This window comes from Exiguobacterium sp. s11 (assembly GCF_018619015.1).
Lineage (GTDB): Bacteria > Bacillota > Bacilli > Exiguobacteriales > Exiguobacteriaceae > Exiguobacterium_A > Exiguobacterium_A indicum.
This window is the reverse complement of record NZ_JACSNF010000005.1, coordinates 139,605-159,057: the sequence shown is the minus strand read 5'-3', so window position 1 is coordinate 159,057 and position 19,453 is coordinate 139,605. Positions and strand designations below refer to the sequence as shown.

The window sequence follows — 19,453 nt, the reverse complement described above, 5'->3', positions numbered from 1 at the left end:
CGGTACTCCAACATGCTCTGCAGTTCTATATTCTTAATGACAATTGAGGAATTATGAAAGCGCCAATAAACTTTTTCACGAATTCTGCTCAAAAGGAATGAGCTCTGGAATAGTTCATTCAACAGAACTGGATTACTCATTTTCTCGAATCACTATCCAACTACATAAGTGTATCTATTGAAAATAGATATATTTTCTCATGCAAAAACACCTTCGATGTCAGTACATTTTAAAAATGTACCACTCCGAAGGTGTTTTATATTGTATCAAAATTTAGGTTAGTCTACTCCTATATCGTTTTTTAACGGTATAGTGCGATGAAGTTTTTATTTTAATACGTTAGGTAAATAAATATACTTGTTTTGATTCAGCTTCTTAAATTGATTTAAAGCTTTATTTGGTTTGTTTTTCAATTTTTCTTTACTTATTAACAAAGCTATTGCTCCAGAAACTTTTGGAGCTGCATAAGATACACCAGCATCTTGGTAGTAGCCTCCATCCATACCAGTCGTCAGTATCAATTCTTTCTCAAACCATCCTTCCTCCATCCATTTCTCTTGTCCATATTGATTTAAGTAACTGAAGTCCCCTCCTGCTGCGTAATAGTCAATAAAATTTCTACCATAGTTACTAAATATAGATTGAGTATTTAACGGACCAATAGATCCTACAGAAACTACTTTCGATAATTGAGCAGGCATATCATAAATTTTTACTTTTTTGTTTTTTGATGATTCATCTAAATCATTTCCAAGCAAAGTAAATAATTCTTTCATATCATTCTGATTTCTAACGTTCACTCCAGCATTGCCTGCAGCAGCCACCACGATACTCCCTTTTTTATATGCATAATCTACAGCTTTTTTATAGGCTTTATACTCTTTCAGATCATTTGTTCCATCTTTGTATTGACCAGAAACTAACATATATTCTCCAAGGCTTAAATTAATTACATCAGCATCATCGTTTGCAGCCTCAATAATTGCTTTTAATATCCATTCTGTCTTAGCAGACTTTTCCCCAAACACGCGATAACTACGAATACCAATTCCAGGAGCGACTCCGTGTAACTTTCCATTAGCCGAAATTTGACCAGCGACACCTGTCCCATGTCCCATGCGATCTTTATAATCATTTTTATTTCCTAATTCGGTACTTTCGGTTCCATTATATCCACCGACAGGAACCAAATTCTTTGATCCTTTGACCACACTATCTTTTAAATCCTGGTGCTCGTCATTTATACCTGAATCAATTATAGCGACTACTGTTCCCTTATTTGCCTGATGCAATGAGTAGCTCAATTTATCTCCTGTAATTTGCTTCATATCCCATTGAGCTTCCCAGAGTGAAAATGTTTCTTCGTTTAATGATGGATTTTCTTCTCTGGCAATTGGTTTTAATGAAGAAGAAGAAAAAACACTTTCAATATATTTGTTTTCCTTTAATTTTGAGTGCGAATCTTGAACAACTATTAATTTTAATTCAGGAATTTGATAAGTAACTTTTAATGTTTTGTCTTTTATGACTTGCTGCATTGATTCTTTTGAAACACTTTCTTTGAAGATAATTACTTTTTCGTTATTATTACTAAGAGCATCCGCAGACACGTTAGAAGGTATTCCATATAAACTACCTACTAAGACTGACAGGATGGTTACTCTTTTCATCATGTTCAGATTCCCCCATTTTTAAATATAGTCTATAGTATCGCTGTCTATTGTTAATCAATTCAGAGTGTGTTCCACTCTCAACTATTCTTCCCTCATGTAATACAACGATTTTATCAGCACTTTGAACTGTATTTAATCGATGAGCAATGATTAGTTTACCTACTTTTAAATTTTCAATGTTTTCCTTTATTAAGTGCTCGGTGATATTATCAAGACTGCTAGTCGCCTCGTCAAAAACAATTAGCTTAGGCTTTTTTAAGAGTGCTCGAGCGATAATCAATCTTTGTCTTTGTCCTCCTGAAAGATTACCACCACCTTCGGAAATGATCGTCTCAAACTTTAATGGAGTTTTTATGATGTCATCATAGATCATTGCCATTTGGGCCGCTTCTTCAATTTCCCTTTCCTCTACTTCAGCACCCATTCCAATATTTTCTTTGAAAGTTCCATTAAAAAGTTCTGCCTCTTGTAGCACTGATCCAATCTGCTTTCTTAAAGTAGGAAGATGATACTTTTCAATAGCGACATCATCAATCAAAATTTCACCTTTAGTCACTCGATGTAAACCTAATAGTAGTTTAGCAATTGTACTTTTCCCAGATCCAGAAGGACCTACAATTGCGACTGTTTCTCCTGGCTTTATGGTGAAAGAGATATCTTTTATAGTATTTTCTACAAATTGATTATGAGAAAACGAAACATTTTTGAATTCAATCTTTCCCATTTTTAACTCTTCGTATACTAAACCTGGATTTGTTTCTTGTTCCTTCTTAGTTTTTATTACATCTACTAACCGTGTAAAATATGCTCTTAAAGAGACTATCTGTGTATAGTGGTTACTCATTGAAATGATCGGTGAGATGAACGATACTGCGATTGAACTAGAGGCAATGACTGTCCCAACTGTTATATCTCCTCTTAAATAAAGCATTGTTCCCATCCATAAAATCAATAACGGAATCATTACTTGAATTCCAGATGTGATAGTATACACAATACCTTCCCAAATGTTTAATCTTTGACTACTCTTTAATTGTGTATCGTAATTTATACTCCACTTACCCAAGAGTTCTTCTTCAATCCCTAACACTTTAATATCCATAGCATTGTGAACGATTTCAGTAACCTGTGATTGAACCTTAACTTTATCTCGTATACTAGTGTCTACTAGTTTTCTTACGATTTTTGAATTGAAAAATAGGCTTGTCATCAGGATGATAGACAGTAACAGTAAAATAACTGCCAGTATCTTTGAGAAAGTCATTAAAATGAAAAAGTAAGTGATGATCAACATGGCATCAATGATTATAGAGATAAACGTAGTCGAAAGAATGTCTCTAATGTAAAAATTAGAGTTTGCTCGAAATAAGATATCTCCATTGGATCGATTATCAAAAAAGGAATGAGGTAATCTAACCAATGTATTCATGAAATCAGTCATAATTGATTTATCAATACTTGTCTCAGCCTTTGCTAAAATAAACGACCTTACCCCTGTGAAGAATAAATAAGTAATGAATATTCCTAGTATCGTAATACCGACAACATTCATTAGGGGCTCTTCTTTGTTGATTAGTAAATGATCAGTAGTCCATTTAGTGATTAAAGGGATAGTTAATAATACTATTTGAAGAAGGATTGTCAGTGCTAACAAATGGAATACTGTCTTTTTGTGTTTGCTGAAATAATGAAATAATATATTCGATTCTTCAATTGACCTTTTTTGGAACGTTGACGAGGGCGAAAACATGATGGCAAATCCACTCATTTTAGTTATGAAGTCTATTTTTTTTAACCTCATACGTCCTTTTGCAGGATCTACAATATGGAAAATATCATTACGTATTTTTTCTAAAATTACGAAATGGTTTCCTTCCCAGTGAAGTATGGCGGGTAAAATCAAATTTTCAACACCACTTTCATCTATTTGAACAGCTCGACTCATCATTTTTTTATTATCTGCAATTTGTGTTAAGTTCAGAAACGAATAACCACCACGTGGACTAGGAAACTCATCGCGTATTTCATTTAGTGTTATTTGATAATCATGATAATTGAGTATCATGGCGACACAAGCTAAACCACATTCACTAAATTCCATTTGTTGAATAAATTTAACTTTTTTCATGCCGATACTCCTTTTTGATTATAAATTAAGCGCTTTTAATAGAATCATTTGTTGATGAGGATCAACCATTTCTTTGTAAATTTCATTTTTTGAAATGCAAATTTTTTTATAGTCACTACTATTTTGTTTGAGTATGTTTAGTGAAATACTATACATGCATTTTCCATACCAAAAGTTTATTTCTTTTAACTGTTCAATGTATTCTTCGCTCATTTCTTTTTGAATCAGGCTTTTTATTAATGAATTATAAAAACCTAGTATTTTTTGTTGTATTTCCGAAGAAACAATTTTTTGAGCAAATATTAATGAAGTACTTGCCTCATTATAATTTTTTTTATTTATGTGATAATGAGCCTTTAAAATTGCAATTGAGAATACCTCATCATCATTAGATGCTGCAGTTACTTTTTTTTCTAACCAAAGAAACTCATCTTCTTGAATATCTTCTATCGCCTTATAATAGAGGTACTGTACAGTATAGTCATCTACTACTTCAGCATTACTTTTCTTCATTAGAGAAACAATTTCTCCTCCATCAGTACCTTCTACCGGTATAAGTGTGATTATCCCTATTATTAAATTCAGGATTAAAAAATAAGAATAAGAGTCACTAGAGGTAAGTTGAGTATTAGGCTCAATTGCTCGATAACTTAACATAATCACTGCAACAACTAAGTTAATTAAAGGACCTCCAATATAGTTTAATAACAGCTTTCTTTTAAGATTTTTTATATCTTTTCTAGATTTAAAGTACATTTTTGTTGTCCCTAGCGCTAAAAATACATTTTCGTTTATCATAATTTTTATTTTTCCATTCACTTGAATTGCTATCAAGAACCACCATGTTAAGAAATGCAATTGAGCATGTTGTATCAATCCCGCTACTAAGTGACCTATTTCATGAATAGCGATAACAACCATCATAAGGAGTAATAATTGAAGTATCAAAAGATACAAAAAATCGTTTTGATACTTGTAAAAGAATGTACACACAATGACCATTATTAAACTTAGTGTTATCGGATGTAAGAGTAGATACTTAGATTTAAGCATACGATTCAAAGTACTCCTCAAGCGTGTCGCAATCAAATAAATGATTTTCAACCCAATATTTATGTTCAAAATGTTGTTGTTCATATTGACTCAAAATAATTTTCAATGTATTGAATGTAGTTTCTTGATAATCAGTCGGAGTAAATTTATAACTAGAATCAAGAACATGCAACATTGAATCGACAGTCTCTTCTACATAAGTATCAGCTAAAAAACTTTCTGTTTTAATAAAATTTGTTTTGTGAATAACTGACGCCCCCATAAAACTTAACGTTTTCTCCAGATAATCTGTAACGAATGTTGCTCCATTACTTTCAGCTGTTGAAATTACAATCCCAGCTTTTTTTACGAGCGTATATAGATGCGCCCAATATGATAAGCGATCGATTAAAACTTTCATATCCGAAGAAACATTGTGTGAATATACAGGACTCGCCAAAACTATATAATCAGCTTCTTTCATTTTTCTTTTTATCATTTCTCCATCGTCAGGTTTATCTTTTAATTCACTTGGACACTTGCCAAGATTAAAACACTGCCTACACCCTGTAGAAGGATTTAATTGAGTGTTTAACGGCGAATATATATCAATCTGAAGCTCAATTTCTTTAGAACAAAGATTTTTAAATCGAGAAATAATTTGGTTTGTCAAATCAAATATTCGTGAATCTTTATTTCGTGAACCAACATAGACAAATATTTTTTTTAACATGATTTTGTCCTCCTTCAACTCAAAATGCTTGGTACTTCATCTGGGTTAATCAGTCTTAAAAGTTGGTACCCTATGCCAGAAGTTCCAGTAAATAAACTAATGTCTTCAAAATTGCTATTATGCATTAACTTATACTCGCTATTATTATTTTTAAGCTTTATAACCGCCATGCCAATACTTCTACCTTTTTCAAACGTATCTGATGACGTCAAGAAATATTCTACGAGACTCATATTCCCATGACAAATTGAATCATTATTCATTAATGTTTTATTTTCTAACCGATTGTAGTTGTTTACAAATACTTTATGCCCCTGCATTTCTTGGTCAAACACTTCATTTTTTGTCATATCGATCCCTAAACAACCTGTGCACCAATGAAGACTTTTGCTAGATTGTAGACTTTCCGGAATATCAATATTAGAAAGAAGTGAGTTAGCAAAGTCATTGTATTTTTTGATTTGAGTCAAATTAAATAATCTCTTAATAATTACAATTTTTCCAAACTCGCCATGACCAAAACTCGGATCTTTGATTGGGACGTTTTTATTCACTAAGAAATCACCACACTTTATCGCTAACTCTAATACTCTTGACATTTTTGTATGTTCATAAAGACGTATCAAACTTCCAATTAGGCTAGTAATTCCGTTAAGATAATCTAATTCAACAATTGAATTGCTCTTATCATTCAAAATTTCTTCTATTTTAGAACAGTATTGAATAATTAATTTTAAAATCTTAGCATTGTCATCTTTGAAATCATTCATATACGAAAATGCGTGCAGATAGGCTGGATAACCCGATAGTCCAAGCTTATAATCAAATACTAATTCTGGGTTACATTGCGCCAATAGTTTTTGGTAAAACTCTTTGTACTTTTTGATACCTGTTTGATTATATAAGTGATAATAAAACAGTAAAATTCCAGAGGAGCCATTATAAAAATCATCCGAACTCGGAGCCAGCGACCAAACATCATCATCTGATTGATTACTCGGAATAATCCAGCTTACATGGTCCAAATCAATTGCTTTTTCAATTATGCTATCTGCAATTTCATAAATTTCATTCAATACGATCTGTTCATTCCACTCAAATGATAATTTCGAAAACGGTTCAGAAATTGTCTCTAGCGCAGATAATTCTTTTTTTCTAACACTTGAGAAATCACCGAAGTGTAATTGTATGACTGAAAGTTGATGCTGCAATTCGCTTTCAGACACTTCATTGAAAGTAGTTAAAAGATATTCATAGGGCGTATAGTCATAATAGTTCTCAATCATCATGCTTTTATTCCCTTCAATATGAAGAGAATTAGTAACATTAAAAAATACTGGAATATCGTTAAAAATCATATCGCGAGTTTCTGAATCAATAATTGATTTATCGGCATATGGAAATACCCACATGTTTTCGAGTGCTTTTTCTCTATCCAACATATCCATCAGCATTTGAGGATGCTGCATGTGCATCAGAATAGTGGCATACTGGTTTGTGTCTCTAAAAAGAACTCTTACTTTTAAATTTTTGAACTTCTCTAATACTTTAGAGTTTAAGAGTTCAGCTTTATTTTTTATAATCATTTCATACACTGTTTGAAAACCAGTTAGTATTTGATTTTTATAATGTTTATAGTCTATTTCTACAATGTCATTTTCAAGAGTCGGTAAATTTTTTGATCCTTTTAAAATAAACTCTTTATATTCATATCGCATTTCGTCAGTTCCCTGATTTACTGGCTGTAAGACCTTATAATCTAACTTGCTTTCTCTTCCATTTAATGCACTTAAATCTAGTTTTTCAGTTTTTAGTCCATTCGTTGGTAAGAACAGTGTTCTCGTTACATTTTTAAAATTGCGATCTCTAATTTCTTTAAGTGTCAGTTCTTCTTCTTGACCGAATAAAGGATTTTGTCTTTGAATTAATGTTTCTAGATCAATAATGACTGGATGCGAACCATGCGAAATCAGATTCTCCATGTGAATATCTGTTCCATTTAAAATCTGGAAAATTGCCATAAGCTGTCCAAAACGATGATAAAAATCTTCAATTTCTTCTATAGATTCGCAATATTTTTGCTCTATAAATAACTCATACGAGTATGTATATTTATTTAACGTAGGCAATGTCTTTAGACTTTTAAAGTTAGGGTAATTTAATCCATTCATATAATTTATGAAATCATTAAATACTTTATTCACTTTCAAATCTTTAGGCTTATAAACAATTTTTGTTGAATCTAATAATTCTAACACTGTTACAGTTCTTCCCTCTTGGTGTGTGTCCCCTTCACCAAACTTCATCCCAATAATTTTTAAATCTCCTGTTCGAAATTCGCACATTAATTCTTTTTGATCTTCGACAATACGGTTCACTAATTCATTAACATGGTCAATAAAGAATAGTGAGCGCGAAGATAATAATCTTGTAATAACCATGTACTTATCGAAAAATGCATTCAATTTTTTTATTTGATCGAAAGATTTAACAAAATGCATATAACGCTCTTCAGGTGATTCTCCAATTAATAAGCCTTGCTCTTTTTCAAGGTTCAACTCTAATACAAGTGTTTTATGAACAATTTCCGATAACTCATTTGTTATGTATAGAATTACCTGTTCGAAAACAGGTGTAGAAAAAATATTTTTTGAGGAATCTCTAAAAAATAGTTGTTTTAAATCAATTTTAATATTTTCTATAAATGGACGGATTACATTCGAAAAATTATCATATGTTTCATTTGAATCTAAAATATTCTTTATCCCACGATCGTAAAATTTATACCAGTCTGATTCAGCAGCAACTTTTTGATATTTTTCTTGCAATTCAAATTCTGGTTGATAACAAATCGCATGAGAAAAAATATTTTTGTTTAAACTCTTTGTTTTCAGCATTTCGTTGAATGTATTCTCAGAAATGATAGACATCTCTTGTCTCCACTTTAACAATGATGGATGAACATTCGAGATATTCGTTCTTTGTAAGATTTCATACCTTTCTTTGATAGTTAAAGCTTTAAAAAGATTTTTCATTTTAGTGCCTCCATTCTAATCTCAAAATTAAAAACTCAGAAGTGAGCGACCGAAGTCGCCCACGCTATTCTTATTTTTTATTATCTTTTCCGCACTTCAATCCTGCAGAAGCTAAGTAACTGCCGACAAAAGAAAGTAAAGCAGAACAAACCAGTGATGACCTAACATCTACATCAGTAGATCCACCAAAAATTTCATTCATCTCTTCTTCAGACAATTCTTTAAGGCTTGTTCCTACAGCATCAAGACTTTTAAGGTTTTCCATCAGAACCTCCAAGTATTATTAGTTTTAGTTTTATCCTAAGCAATCTTTATTGTGACTTACAATTCCACTGATGGCAGATGCTCCTGCACCAATACAAGCTTTTGTGCTTTTTACAATTGAACGAGCTACAAGAGAAATTACTGGAGTCCAACGCGGATCTACATCTGAAGCACCATAGATCTCAGACATCTTTTCAGTATCCAACGATTTCATTCCTTCACCACATGTTGCATTCATAAGCATGATTTCTTTTTCAGTCATTTTTTACATCCACCTTTTAAAATATATTTTCATTTCATATGCGAAAAATTACGTCTAATGTTTCACAACGAATTGAATATGTCCATGTTAACAAACCAAAAATGGAATAATACCCATTTAAATGGAATTGGTAAATACGTCCTATACTAATCCTTAATTCAACTTATTTTGTTTGAAATTTTAGCGATTCTCACTTTCATTGCGACTGTAAGCATTTTTAAACATTTAATAAAATACCTAATTTAGTTAGTTTTTTTAAAATAAGTTCAAAAGAACTAGATTTTTTTAATTCCGTTTTTTATTAAGCGTTTACAAAAATGTCTAATGATTCCGTAAAAATGAAATCATTAGACATTTGATTAGTTATTTAGCAACCAATAAGTTAGCTTCTAGTTTTCTATGCTTTTAATTTTTATCTTATGACGGTTTGTCAAATTAAGTGCAACACTTCTTCTGTGAAGACCTCGTATGCAGTTTTCCAGTTGAGACATTTTCGCGGTCTCCCATTGATCCAGGCGAGCGCTTGAGCGAGTTCAGCACGACTGACCTTTCCGAAATCTGTCCCCTTCGGGAAAAATTCACGGAGAAGACCATTGGCGTTCTCGTTACTCCCACGCTGCCAAGAAGAATACGGATCCGCAAAATACATCGGTACGCCTAACGTGTCACGAATTCGTTCATGACAACTAAACTCTTTTCCACGATCTGTCGTCGCAGTTTGGAACGTTCCCAACGGGAAGTAAAGATGCAATGCTTGAATCGCAGACTCCATCGATTGAGCGGACCGATCTTCCATCGGTACAGCGAGATAGAAGCGGCTCTTTCGCTCGACGAACGTTGCGACACAGGCTTTAGATTTCCCTCTACCCGAGACAACAGTATCCAACTCCCAATGTCCGAACGTTTGGCGCGCTTTGACGTCAGCCGGACGTTTACTGATCGGCAGTCCGACGTTGAAGCGTCCACGCGTCTCACGTGGTTTCTGACGCTTTCCTTTTTGTCGGAGGAGTCCAAAATCGGCCTCGACGAGGCCCATATAAATCCAACGATAAATGGTCTTGAACGAGAGTCCTTCGTCTTGGAATAATCGTCCGGCAATCTGTTCAGGGGACCAGGTCTCTCGTAACTTTTCGAGGATGCGGACTCCTTTTTCGATCGTAAACTTCGTCCGTGCACCGCACTTCTTCTTCCGCTCCACATAACGCTTGTCGGCATGGGAAGAGTCATAGTGAGGATTTCGTTTCAATTCTCGTGAAATCGTAGAAGTTTGACGCCCTAGGCGTCCAGCAATCTTTCGGATAGAAAAATCTAGCTCGAGATATGTCTCTATTTTGACTCTTTCTGATGTGGTAAGATGAACATAGCTCATAACGAATCCTCCGTTGAATTTTGTGTGGTAACTCTATTCTACACGAGGCCGTTATGGGGTTTTTTGTGTTTTCAGTTAGGTGTTGCACTTAATATTACAATTCGTCGTGTTTAAAGGTATCTATATACTGTGCCTATTCAATTTAGATGCGAGAACTATTCATGAGCAAACGCGACTTTAATCCAGATCAAACCAGACAACTTGAAATGGATCTTCACATAGCCTCTGTATTAGATCGTGCAATTCAATATAAAGGAGAATTTAGCTGTTAAGCGACCGATACAAACCTTTGAGGAAAGCGGCTTTGGCCTGGGCATGATTGGTAAGCAAACGAAGAACTAAGCGTTAAAACGGTGGTGGAAGATATATCGCATTTATGGAGTGAGCGACGTGGAATGATGGCACATCATGTATCTACAAGCTTCCATACGGAACCCGCCCTTCATACAACGAATAAATTCGCAGAACGACTCCAAGCGAATGTTCGCTAGAAGCCATGATACCTTCCAATCAAGGATTCCATTATACGCATTCTGCTTATCAAACACGTATAAGTTAAGATGGGAATGCTTCAATCCATATCTCGTAGAGAAAAACTGCCTGGATAATACCCAGATGAAGTCGTTCTTTGGGCACTTGAAAGATTATGTCGATTATAAATTAGTATCTGACCTCGATGAGGTTTGTGCCATGGTCGATGCTTACATTGATTATTACAATACAATGGAAACTACAAAAGATGACTCCGGTACAATACCGAAGCCATCTCATATCAGCTTGAAACGTCAAGGGTGCTTTTATTGAACTTACATTTTTTTCTTGAGAACGACTTATTTGAAGCTCATTTTTATAGGAACTCTAAACATGAATTATAAAATTAAAATGATTTCTATACAAAATCAGAATCATTTTATAAAATCATAATCAACGAGCACACATCAATTTCATATAGTACCTAAAGTTCAATCTGAAACTCCTTCATGATTTTTCTTACACGAAGTATGAAAATTAATTATTATCGCTCAGCTGTAATTGCTTTTCGATTTCTAATAAATTAAATCCATGAATTTTTACTTTCTCACCATTGTCTTTTTCAACAATCGTTAATGGAGTACCTATTCCATCCTCTGATTTAAATGCATCAAACTTTTCTTTACTCTCATAAATGTTGACATTAGTGTAATTTAATCCTTTCTCTAACATAAATTCCTTTTGCAATTTACAAAACGTACAATTTTCAGATGTATATACTGTAATTTTCATTTTTATTTTTCTCCTTTTTAATTAAACTACTTCTTTTTTTGATTTATTATAAATCTCCCAAAATCCTGGAGTTGAATTTACATCGTACTGTTTAATCGAGGTTATTAATTTATACTTCAGTTCTTGTGAGAGATCATCTTTATTCTGATTTGTCGTGAGTGACAAAGATTTTTTTATTTTGGGTTCAAACATAGTAATGATTTTTTCAAGAGCAAGATCATCATTTTTTGATTTCGATACTAATTCGTATAGATCCATTTTAATCAATCCTTTTTATGCGTCTGTATTACGCTTGATAGTTGACTAATTACGACTTCAAGATTTTCAATTTTCTTTTCAAATCTCATGAATAGATACATAGTAATCACTATAGGAAATCCAAAATTTCCAAGTATTGAAATCCATTGTGGTAACTCAATTACCGTCATTCAAGTGTTCTCCTTTCAACTAAATTTAAATGAGAATGTATGTTTTCTAGCGCTTTTTTTCTAGTTTTTGATACAGTCTGCTGAGACTTGTTGAGCTTTCTAGCGATTTCAGTATCTGATAGTCCATCAATGTAGGATAAACTAATGATTTTTTTTTGAGTTTCTGTTAGTAGAAGAATTGCCTGTAGTAATTTCTCGTCTCCGACATATTTTTCTAAATTCTCATCATTTATTATTTGTTCAATATCGATATGGGCCTTATCATCAACTATTAAATCTTTAATTGATAATTGATCATCTTCTTTTAAATTAGAATCAGCGATCAACGGAAATCTACTATTTACAAGTCTTATTTTCTTATCAAAATTAATTGCACTAAAGTATATAGTCTGAGATATAAATGAGATAAATCGAACGTTAAAATAAAATTTTTTGAACGATTCATCAATTTTATTTTTATTATTCTCATTTGGATTCTCAATAACATTTAGTAAAAGCTCTTGATTTTCGATGTTATTCAAAAAATTTTTAATAATTTTGTTATTTAAAAACTCTTGATTAGCATCAAAAAATTCACCTATTTTCTCATCTAAATCGTTTAATCTATCTTTATCCATAGTTTCCCCCAAAGAAATAAAAACGTATGTTCTCATATTAACGAAAAAAAATTATTCTTTACAGTAGTTGCTAATCTTTTCAGATAAGTTACTTGAATCTTTTATGAGCTCAATAATGAAACTTCTTTCAGTTTCGCTTAAATTTTCACTTAAGCATTTTGAGAAAAAAGCTTGTGTTTTTCGACTTTCACAAAAGCATTTTAAAATCAACTCACTTGTCTCTTTCACAAAGCCACCTCCAATTTATTACTTTTCTAAATTTAAAGATTTAATCATTGTCTTCTCGATAAACTCTATAGTTGTGTGACTCATCAAAATTTCGAATACTTCTTTTGTAGAAATAGATCTAGTAGCTTTTTTCTCATATTCCTCAATTAAAATTGCTAAAGATCCAGCTACAAAAGGAACTGCCATTGAAGTACCACTCATTTCGATAAATTCATTATTCAAAGAGTTCGAATAGATATTTACTCCTGGAGCATATACATCTACATATTCATTTGAATTTGAAAAATCAGCTATATTTTTAATTGATTCATCAATTGCACCAACTGAAATCACTTCTTTAAAAGAAGCAGGATATCGATATTCCATCGTAGTCAAATCTCCATCACCATCGTTTCCAGCTGCTGCAACAACAGTTATTCCTTTTTTATCAACTTGTTTGATAAGATCATGTAGCTTTTTATCGTACTTTCGAACTCCTAATGATAGAGAAATAATCTTGACACGTTCATTATTATCACCTCGCCAATTCATTGCATATTTTAGTCCTTCAGAAAGAAGTTCAAGTGAACCTTTTCCACTACCATTTAACACCTTTACTATCAGTAAAGATACTTTGGGAGCAATACCTTGAATGCCATAATTATTGTTAGATCCTGCAATTATTCCAGCTACATGTGATCCATGACCATTTGTATCTCCATAATTATTTGTATCTCCATTGAACTCTTCGGTGAAATTATATCCATCAATCATTCTGTCTTTCAGATCTAAGTTCATCACGTCACAACCGGTATCTAAAACTGCAATGACTATTCCTTCTCCGTAGAATCCTTTTTGCCATTTTGTTTCGATTCCTACAGACAACACACTTGGTGACACATAATCTTTTTTAGCCAATTAATAACCTCCATAAATTGCCTTTAATAACCTATAAAGAGGTATTAAGAAGCCTTATAACAACTTTTTATTGGAATTAAATTAAATAATTATGTATTTTTATTTTATTTATGTTTTTTATGATATGAAAATTTTTGTTAATAAATTCTTCGCAGAAATAATCATCTTCTTCAATTTATTATTTAAGCTCTCAAAAAGTAAAAAGTGACACATCAGCTGTAAAGTTAAACTAATCAATAAGCAGTGGCCCCTTAATTAAAACGTTAGTTAAAGTTATCGATATATTATAGTTACTCAGTTTAAATAGGAGAACTATCCATGAACAGATTTATCATTAATACAGATCAACGCAAACAACTTTCCACATCGCCTTCATATCAGATCGCAAGTTTTCAAAGGAGAATTTAAAATTCGAGCGATACTTTCGAATCCAGTTGGTAAGCGCCGATACAATTTGTTCTTTACCCTGTAACATGATTGCTAAGTAAACAACAAACGAAGTAGTGAAAGTATGGTTCACTACAATTTATATATGGATAAAAGAGTTTTAATGATAAATGTGAAAGATTCAACTTTGACGTTAACCGAAAAAGGAAGCTTCCATCGGATGAAGCCTTGGGAAATCTGAAGTACGAACTAAGTACCTTACAGCAAAGAACAAATTTATGGTTTTAAAAGAGAAATGAAGAATTTAAAATAATGACGTGTGATCACTATATGACCATTATATTTTTTACGAAGGCAATCATTTAACCGATTGCCAAGGCTCTGTATATGCTCATTAAGGTCAATCGCAAGAATTATTTGGCACTGGCATATTTCTCCTTGCTTGAAGAATGCGATGAAGATCCGTAGGCAGAGCATTTTGCATAAAATGTCTATAGCGACATATAACACTGAGAGTGGATCAAACGACTCAAACCATCAGCTCGGTCAGAGAAATAGTAAGATATTTGCTATAGACAACACTTATCTTCGTATTGACTTTATCCAAGTAGTTTATCTCTCTTATTTGAAAGATTCCGCACCCTTGAAATGATGGCATATTATGAATCTACAAACTTTTATATGAAACCTGCATCATACAAGGAATATACTCGTAGAATGACTACACGAGAATATATGCTACTCGCAATTCATAATACATTCCAATGAAGTTCAAATACCTATCCTGCTTATTAATCACTCATTCATGAGTTGGAATGTTTATATACATGTCGCATACAGAAAACTGACTGAATAATGTCCTGATCCAAGTATTCTTTGGGTGCTTTAAAGATGTTTCGATTAGTAATTAGTAGCTAATCTCGATGAAGTATAACTATGATTGTTGCATCTATTGATTATTACAGTAACGAACGAAAATAATGGAAACGACAAAAGATGACTCCGGTACAATACCGAAGTCATCTTAATGGCAGCTTAAATCAATTCAAATACTTTTTCTAAACTCTAAAGTTCAGTTTAGTTACTACATTTTAAAAGTGTTTCGAAAAAATCTAAATTTGGGATTTATATAAAATTGTCGTGTTAGTAAATTAAAGGTTTTTTTACTCTACTCATTAATCAAAATTTTTAAAGAAGCACCATTTCACGAAATTCTTTTTTTATGGAATATCGATATTTTAGTCCTATTCATAAGAAATATTAATTAGTAAAAAATAATCATCTTCTTAAATAATTCAAATAGTATAACCTTTATTTTTACACTTATGTGTTACTATATACTAAATACTAAAATTAATTTAGTAATAAAAGGAGGTTTCATCATGACAAAAAATCTTGGGTGGATTTCTATTGGGATAATTATTTTTACTTTAATTACATTTAGCGTACTTCCAGTCAACGGATTTTGGGGAACAAATTATTTAATTGGTGGTATGCTGTTAGCTTTATTAACTGCTATGTTTAGTAAAAAAGGTATCGGAAAAAATCTTGCTTTTATAGCAATGGGTATTCTTTTACTTCTATTTGTATTATCAATTTTAGGATTTTTAGGAATCCTGTAATATTTTATTAAATATAAATCCTAGTACATTAGATGACCACTAATACTAGGATTTATATTTATATTCATTCGATTAATTAATTTGAGAAATTTTTATTTTTTACAGTTTAGTCAATGTAGCATGACCTGTCGCATTTTGACTGTAACTTGTCAATCGAAGATACAAATAATCCTTTTTAACTTTAATATTTGACTGATTTAACGATTGCCCTGGCTGCAAAAACCACTCTTTAACTGGTTCATCGAATCCTGCCACGTCTACAATATGAACACCCATTACTGCATTTGAACTTGTATTCTTAGCAGAGATTCGTGCCAGACCGTTTGTAAAATTCATTTTTGTTCCATTGACCACTCTATCTCCAATAGCGATAGAAATTCCGTTACTTGATACTAAAGCCTCTACATCATTTTTATTCTTTTCCATTTTTTTATCTCCTTCTCCTTTTTTTTATTAGCAAACAAAGCACATTACTGCTTCTACTACAGGTGTATTAAATGTTTTACCTGCTGCTTGAGCACAGTCACATAATCTTTGATCACAGTAACAGTTAGGGTAACTTACACCTCGTTTTGTATAACAGCAATCATGTGTTTTACAGCAATTATCTAGTCCATTGATTCCTTTTTTAGTTGAAGTACAAGCTGACGAACCACCACAAGCTTGACCACACCAAATATAACCTCCAGCTAAACAGCCATCAAAAACACCATTTGCCTCTACATCTCCATTTAACATTCCAGGTACATAATCTTGATAAAAAGGAAACTCACTTTCTTCTTTATCATTTTTTTCTTTATACAAGGCGATTAATTCTTGATCAAAAGTCGATTCTGAAAACTTAATATAATTTTCGCTTCGAGCAGTATAATTATTCAATGTAACTTCATCATTATCTTCGTTATAATATTCACCTACAAAAAAGTCATTTTGAGTCGATAAATCATTATTTCGATATCGAGTAATATAACGAATCTTTACATTGCTGGCTACTTCAAAATAAATCGATTTTGCAGTTACAACATCTTCTTCTTTTTTCGCATCAAACTCAATTGCTTGAATGACTTTTACTTCTTGAGGATTAAATTCAAATTTTTGTTTATGATTCATTTCTTCAATTAGATTTTTTAACTTCTTATTTTCTTTGATGTCATGTAGAATAAATTTAATTTCTTGTTCTTCTAACCGTTTACCGATAAGCATAAATTAACATCTTCCCTTCATTTTATTATCAGCTGATATTGTAGAAAGAAGTTTATAGTAGAACATATACAACCTATTACATCTACTTTTTCTTATTTATTAATGTATAAAGTCTTTCAACAAATGTCAGATCAAGTTTTTGTACTCATATTAAAAATATAACCAAGCTATTCTCATTCAAAATAAATCAAAAAATGACTTAATCCGATTATGAACTGAACCCCGAATGATAAACACTTATAAAAAAGTGTATCATTCGGGGTTTTTCGTGTGCATACGAATCGCTATAATGAACCTATTCATTCAGACGGGAGAAACAACCATGAGTAAAATCACCTTCACTATGACTCAAATCAACCAGCTCGAAGAAAATCCGAACGTCGCTTCCGTATCAGAACGTTCAATCCAGTACACGGCCGAGTTCAAGGTCAAAGCTGTACGTGAGAATATTGAAGGAAAAGGACCTCAACAAATCTTCACGGAGGCTGGATTCGACCTGACGGTGATCGGGAAACGAAAAGCGCATTCCGCGTTGATTCGCTGGCGTCAAACGTTCCGAAATGACAGAGAGGAGGGTCTTCGGAACGACAAACGTGGAAAGGCTCTGGGAGGCGGACGCTCGAAGACAGACGAGTCGATGGAGAGACGGTTGGCGAAGGCAGAGGCACGGATCAAATACCTGACGGCAGAGAACGAGCTCTTAAAAAAGCTAGAGCAGTTAGAGGGGCAGGCGAAACGTACGAACTGACACCAGCAGAGAAATATCAGGCCATCAACACCGTCATCCGCATCGCACAGTTTAAGAATCTCGTCTGCCCACTATGTGAGATTGCCGGAGTGAGCCGCAGTGGCTATTACGCTTGGTTGAACCGTGCCGAGGCGGATTCCCTTCGGGAAGAGCATGATTATCTAGATGCGACACTCCTCAAGAAAATCCATGATAGCCACAAAGGCAAAGTCGGTTATCGGAGGCTGTACATGGAGGTGTTCGCTACCCTCGGTTTCCCGATCAACCATAAACGGATTCTTCGGCTGATGCGCAAATATAACACCGTGACCAAAATCCGGAGGATGAACTCTTATCGCAAGCTCTCTCGGGCGACGCACGAGCACCGCGTCGTGCCGAACCGATTGAACCGCGAGTTCCCGGCAGAGCGAGCCCGGGAAAGTATTCGTGACCGATATCACCTACCTCCCTATCGCCTCCGGCGAGAACGTCTATCTGTCTTGTGTGAAGGACGTCGCCACACGCGGGATCGTGGCACACCAATTGTCCACGAGTCTTCACATGGACCTCGTCTTTCAGACGATGAAAAAGCTCGAAGAGCATCTCCAAGAGAAGCGACATCCCGAGGCAATGATTCATTCGGACCAAGGCTTTCACTACACCCATCCGAGCTACCAGCGACTCATTGGCGACCTCGGACTGGTTCAGTCCATGTCCCGTCGGGGCAACTGTCTCGACAACGCACCGATCGAATCGTTCTTCGGTCATTTGAAGGACTATGTCACCAACCGTTCGTGCGAATCAATCGAGGAGGTCCGAGAGATAGTCGGGGACTACATCAGCTATTACAACTGCGAGCGCGGTCAATGGAACCTAAAAAAGATGACCCCGAAACAATATCGGAACCATCTGATCGCAGCGTAGAAAACTTGGTCTTTTTATTAAACTGTCCATTTTACGGGGCTCAGTTCATTAAAAAGGACAAGTCATTTTTTGATTTATACTTATTTAAATAAATGGAATTCTTCTTTCAATCGTTCTCAAATATTTTATAGAAATCCATGTGCATATACTTAAATAGATCAAAGTAACAAATAAATTTATAATAATTATTTTGATGGTAAATTGAGTATCAAAATAAAAAATATGTGGCCATGGAATTAATTTCCCACCCGTCAACCCCTCTGATCCACAGTACATAATTACTATTAGTAAAGACACCTCAACACTTTTAAAAAGTATACTACTTAAAAATGAAGTAATTGATAGTATCAAGGACTGAGTAAATAATAATAAAAATAAGCTGATAAAAGAAAAACTTTCGCTCTTAATACAAAATATAGTAACTAAAATAATGATCAATAGTGAAAATAGGCTTATAAAATAAGCATTATATTTAGCAATTTTTTGACTTGGTAGTTGAATCATTATTTCTTCTGAATTTTCATGATAGAGACTGTACACTAAAAGTGACGACCATAATGAAATTGACGGAACAAAAATGATCTGAAGAACTAAAAAGAACTGTGCATCAAATTTAGAGTTATAGAAACCTAAAAGATAAATCATTAATGATAAAGCTATA

At 33.4% G+C, this 19,453-nt stretch carries 17 protein-coding genes and 2 pseudogenes; 4 read left to right on the top strand and 15 right to left on the bottom strand.

Annotation, left to right across the window (positions count from 1 at the left end):
* Positions 1-326 precede the first annotated feature (326 nt).
* The 13 genes from KNQ12_RS14695 to KNQ12_RS14630 form a co-directional block, all read right to left on the bottom strand.
* A complete protein-coding gene (locus KNQ12_RS14695; protein WP_055970063.1) occupies positions 327-1,673 on the bottom strand; it encodes a S8 family peptidase in 1,347 nt (448 codons plus the stop codon).
* Complete coding sequence (locus KNQ12_RS14690; protein WP_214749144.1) at positions 1,633-3,801, bottom strand: peptidase domain-containing ABC transporter; 2,169 nt, start codon at positions 3,799-3,801, stop codon at positions 1,633-1,635. The genes KNQ12_RS14695 and KNQ12_RS14690 overlap by 41 nt, the downstream gene beginning before the upstream one ends.
* An 18-nt stretch (positions 3,802-3,819) precedes the next feature.
* Positions 3,820-4,749 carry a M50 family metallopeptidase gene (locus KNQ12_RS14685; RefSeq protein WP_156357228.1) on the bottom strand — a complete coding sequence of 310 codons (930 nt, stop codon included), beginning with the start codon at positions 4,747-4,749 and terminating at the stop codon, positions 3,820-3,822.
* A gap of 97 nt (positions 4,750-4,846) precedes the next feature.
* Positions 4,847-5,566, bottom strand: a complete 720-nt coding sequence (locus tag KNQ12_RS14680; protein WP_055970072.1) for a flavodoxin family protein — start codon at positions 5,564-5,566, stop codon at positions 4,847-4,849.
* A gap of 14 nt (positions 5,567-5,580) precedes the next feature.
* Entirely contained in the window at positions 5,581-8,601 is a 3,021-nt protein-coding gene (lanM, locus tag KNQ12_RS14675) for a type 2 lanthipeptide synthetase LanM (RefSeq protein ID WP_214749147.1), read from the bottom strand.
* A 70-nt stretch (positions 8,602-8,671) separates the two neighbouring features.
* On the bottom strand, positions 8,672-8,866 hold the full coding sequence (locus KNQ12_RS14670) for a lichenicidin A2 family type 2 lantibiotic (protein ID WP_055970079.1): 195 nt from the start codon (positions 8,864-8,866) through the stop codon (positions 8,672-8,674).
* Positions 8,867-8,896: 30 nt separating this feature from the next.
* Positions 8,897-9,127 carry a mersacidin family lantibiotic gene (locus tag KNQ12_RS14665; protein WP_230088609.1) on the bottom strand — a complete coding sequence of 77 codons (231 nt, stop codon included), beginning with the start codon at positions 9,125-9,127 and terminating at the stop codon, positions 8,897-8,899.
* A gap of 430 nt (positions 9,128-9,557) precedes the next feature.
* On the bottom strand, positions 9,558-10,496 hold the full coding sequence (locus KNQ12_RS14660) for an IS30 family transposase (protein ID WP_214749150.1): 939 nt from the start codon (positions 10,494-10,496) through the stop codon (positions 9,558-9,560).
* A gap of 1,008 nt (positions 10,497-11,504) precedes the next feature.
* Positions 11,505-11,759, bottom strand: a complete 255-nt coding sequence (locus KNQ12_RS14650; protein WP_055966260.1) for a glutaredoxin family protein — start codon at positions 11,757-11,759, stop codon at positions 11,505-11,507.
* 21 nt (positions 11,760-11,780) lie between these two features.
* Entirely contained in the window at positions 11,781-12,017 is a 237-nt protein-coding gene (locus tag KNQ12_RS14645; protein WP_055966263.1) for a helix-turn-helix domain-containing protein, read from the bottom strand.
* 5 nt (positions 12,018-12,022) lie between these two features.
* A complete protein-coding gene (locus tag KNQ12_RS14640; RefSeq protein ID WP_075643114.1) occupies positions 12,023-12,187 on the bottom strand; it encodes a YvrJ family protein in 165 nt (54 codons plus the stop codon).
* Complete coding sequence (locus KNQ12_RS14635; RefSeq protein WP_214749156.1) at positions 12,184-12,804, bottom strand: sigma-70 family RNA polymerase sigma factor; 621 nt, start codon at positions 12,802-12,804, stop codon at positions 12,184-12,186. The genes KNQ12_RS14640 and KNQ12_RS14635 overlap by 4 nt, the downstream gene beginning before the upstream one ends.
* A gap of 246 nt (positions 12,805-13,050) precedes the next feature.
* Positions 13,051-13,929: a S8 family peptidase gene (locus tag KNQ12_RS14630; protein WP_214749161.1), complete on the bottom strand. Its 879-nt coding sequence runs from the start codon at positions 13,927-13,929 to the stop codon at positions 13,051-13,053.
* Positions 13,930-15,698: 1,769 nt separating this feature from the next.
* On the opposite strand from KNQ12_RS14630, the gene KNQ12_RS14625 reads away from it, so the two are divergent.
* Positions 15,699-15,938, top strand: a complete 240-nt coding sequence (locus KNQ12_RS14625) for a hypothetical protein (protein WP_055966271.1) — start codon at positions 15,699-15,701, stop codon at positions 15,936-15,938.
* A 99-nt stretch (positions 15,939-16,037) separates the two neighbouring features.
* Here KNQ12_RS14625 and KNQ12_RS14620 read toward each other — a convergent pair whose 3' ends face one another.
* Positions 16,038-16,364 carry a hypothetical protein gene (locus tag KNQ12_RS14620; RefSeq protein WP_055966274.1) on the bottom strand — a complete coding sequence of 109 codons (327 nt, stop codon included), beginning with the start codon at positions 16,362-16,364 and terminating at the stop codon, positions 16,038-16,040.
* A gap of 27 nt (positions 16,365-16,391) precedes the next feature.
* Positions 16,392-17,141, bottom strand: coding sequence for a phospholipase A2 family protein (locus KNQ12_RS14615; RefSeq protein ID WP_055966276.1), 750 nt, complete (start codon positions 17,139-17,141; stop codon positions 16,392-16,394).
* Positions 17,142-17,463: 322 nt separating this feature from the next.
* Between KNQ12_RS14615 and KNQ12_RS17290 the strand changes: the two genes are divergently transcribed.
* The 3 genes and pseudogenes from KNQ12_RS17290 to KNQ12_RS17280 all read left to right on the top strand — a co-directional run.
* Positions 17,464-17,889 carry an HTH domain-containing protein gene (locus KNQ12_RS17290; protein ID WP_421017750.1) on the top strand — a complete coding sequence of 142 codons (426 nt, stop codon included), beginning with the start codon at positions 17,464-17,466 and terminating at the stop codon, positions 17,887-17,889.
* Between the two features lie 89 nt (positions 17,890-17,978).
* Positions 17,979-18,152: pseudogene (locus tag KNQ12_RS17285) on the top strand (IS3-like element ISBsp3 family transposase); the annotation flags it as partial.
* 151 nt (positions 18,153-18,303) lie between these two features.
* Positions 18,304-18,792: pseudogene (locus tag KNQ12_RS17280) on the top strand (IS3 family transposase); the annotation flags it as partial.
* Between the last annotated feature and the right edge of the window lie 661 nt (positions 18,793-19,453).

Coding starts and splice junctions, on each gene's coding strand:
- lanM (WP_214749147.1), bottom strand. CDS start 8,601: ATGAAAAATCTTTTTAAAGCTTTAACTATCAAAGAAAGGTATGAAATC.
- KNQ12_RS14695 (WP_055970063.1), bottom strand. CDS start 1,673: ATGATGAAAAGAGTAACCATCCTGTCAGTCTTAGTAGGTAGTTTATAT.
- KNQ12_RS14660 (WP_214749150.1), bottom strand. CDS start 10,496: ATGAGCTATGTTCATCTTACCACATCAGAAAGAGTCAAAATAGAGACA.
- KNQ12_RS14680 (WP_055970072.1), bottom strand. CDS start 5,566: ATGTTAAAAAAAATATTTGTCTATGTTGGTTCACGAAATAAAGATTCA.
- KNQ12_RS14635 (WP_214749156.1), bottom strand. CDS start 12,804: ATGGATAAAGATAGATTAAACGATTTAGATGAGAAAATAGGTGAATTT.
- KNQ12_RS14690 (WP_214749144.1), bottom strand. CDS start 3,801: ATGAAAAAAGTTAAATTTATTCAACAAATGGAATTTAGTGAATGTGGT.
- KNQ12_RS14665 (WP_230088609.1), bottom strand. CDS start 9,127: ATGACTGAAAAAGAAATCATGCTTATGAATGCAACATGTGGTGAAGGA.
- KNQ12_RS14650 (WP_055966260.1), bottom strand. CDS start 11,759: ATGAAAATTACAGTATATACATCTGAAAATTGTACGTTTTGTAAATTG.
- KNQ12_RS14625 (WP_055966271.1), top strand. CDS start 15,699: ATGACAAAAAATCTTGGGTGGATTTCTATTGGGATAATTATTTTTACT.
- KNQ12_RS14615 (WP_055966276.1), bottom strand. CDS start 17,141: ATGCTTATCGGTAAACGGTTAGAAGAACAAGAAATTAAATTTATTCTA.
- KNQ12_RS14620 (WP_055966274.1), bottom strand. CDS start 16,364: ATGGAAAAGAATAAAAATGATGTAGAGGCTTTAGTATCAAGTAACGGA.
- KNQ12_RS14670 (WP_055970079.1), bottom strand. CDS start 8,866: ATGGAAAACCTTAAAAGTCTTGATGCTGTAGGAACAAGCCTTAAAGAA.
- KNQ12_RS14645 (WP_055966263.1), bottom strand. CDS start 12,017: ATGGATCTATACGAATTAGTATCGAAATCAAAAAATGATGATCTTGCT.
- KNQ12_RS17290 (WP_421017750.1), top strand. CDS start 17,464: ATGAGTAAAATCACCTTCACTATGACTCAAATCAACCAGCTCGAAGAA.
- KNQ12_RS14640 (WP_075643114.1), bottom strand. CDS start 12,187: ATGACGGTAATTGAGTTACCACAATGGATTTCAATACTTGGAAATTTT.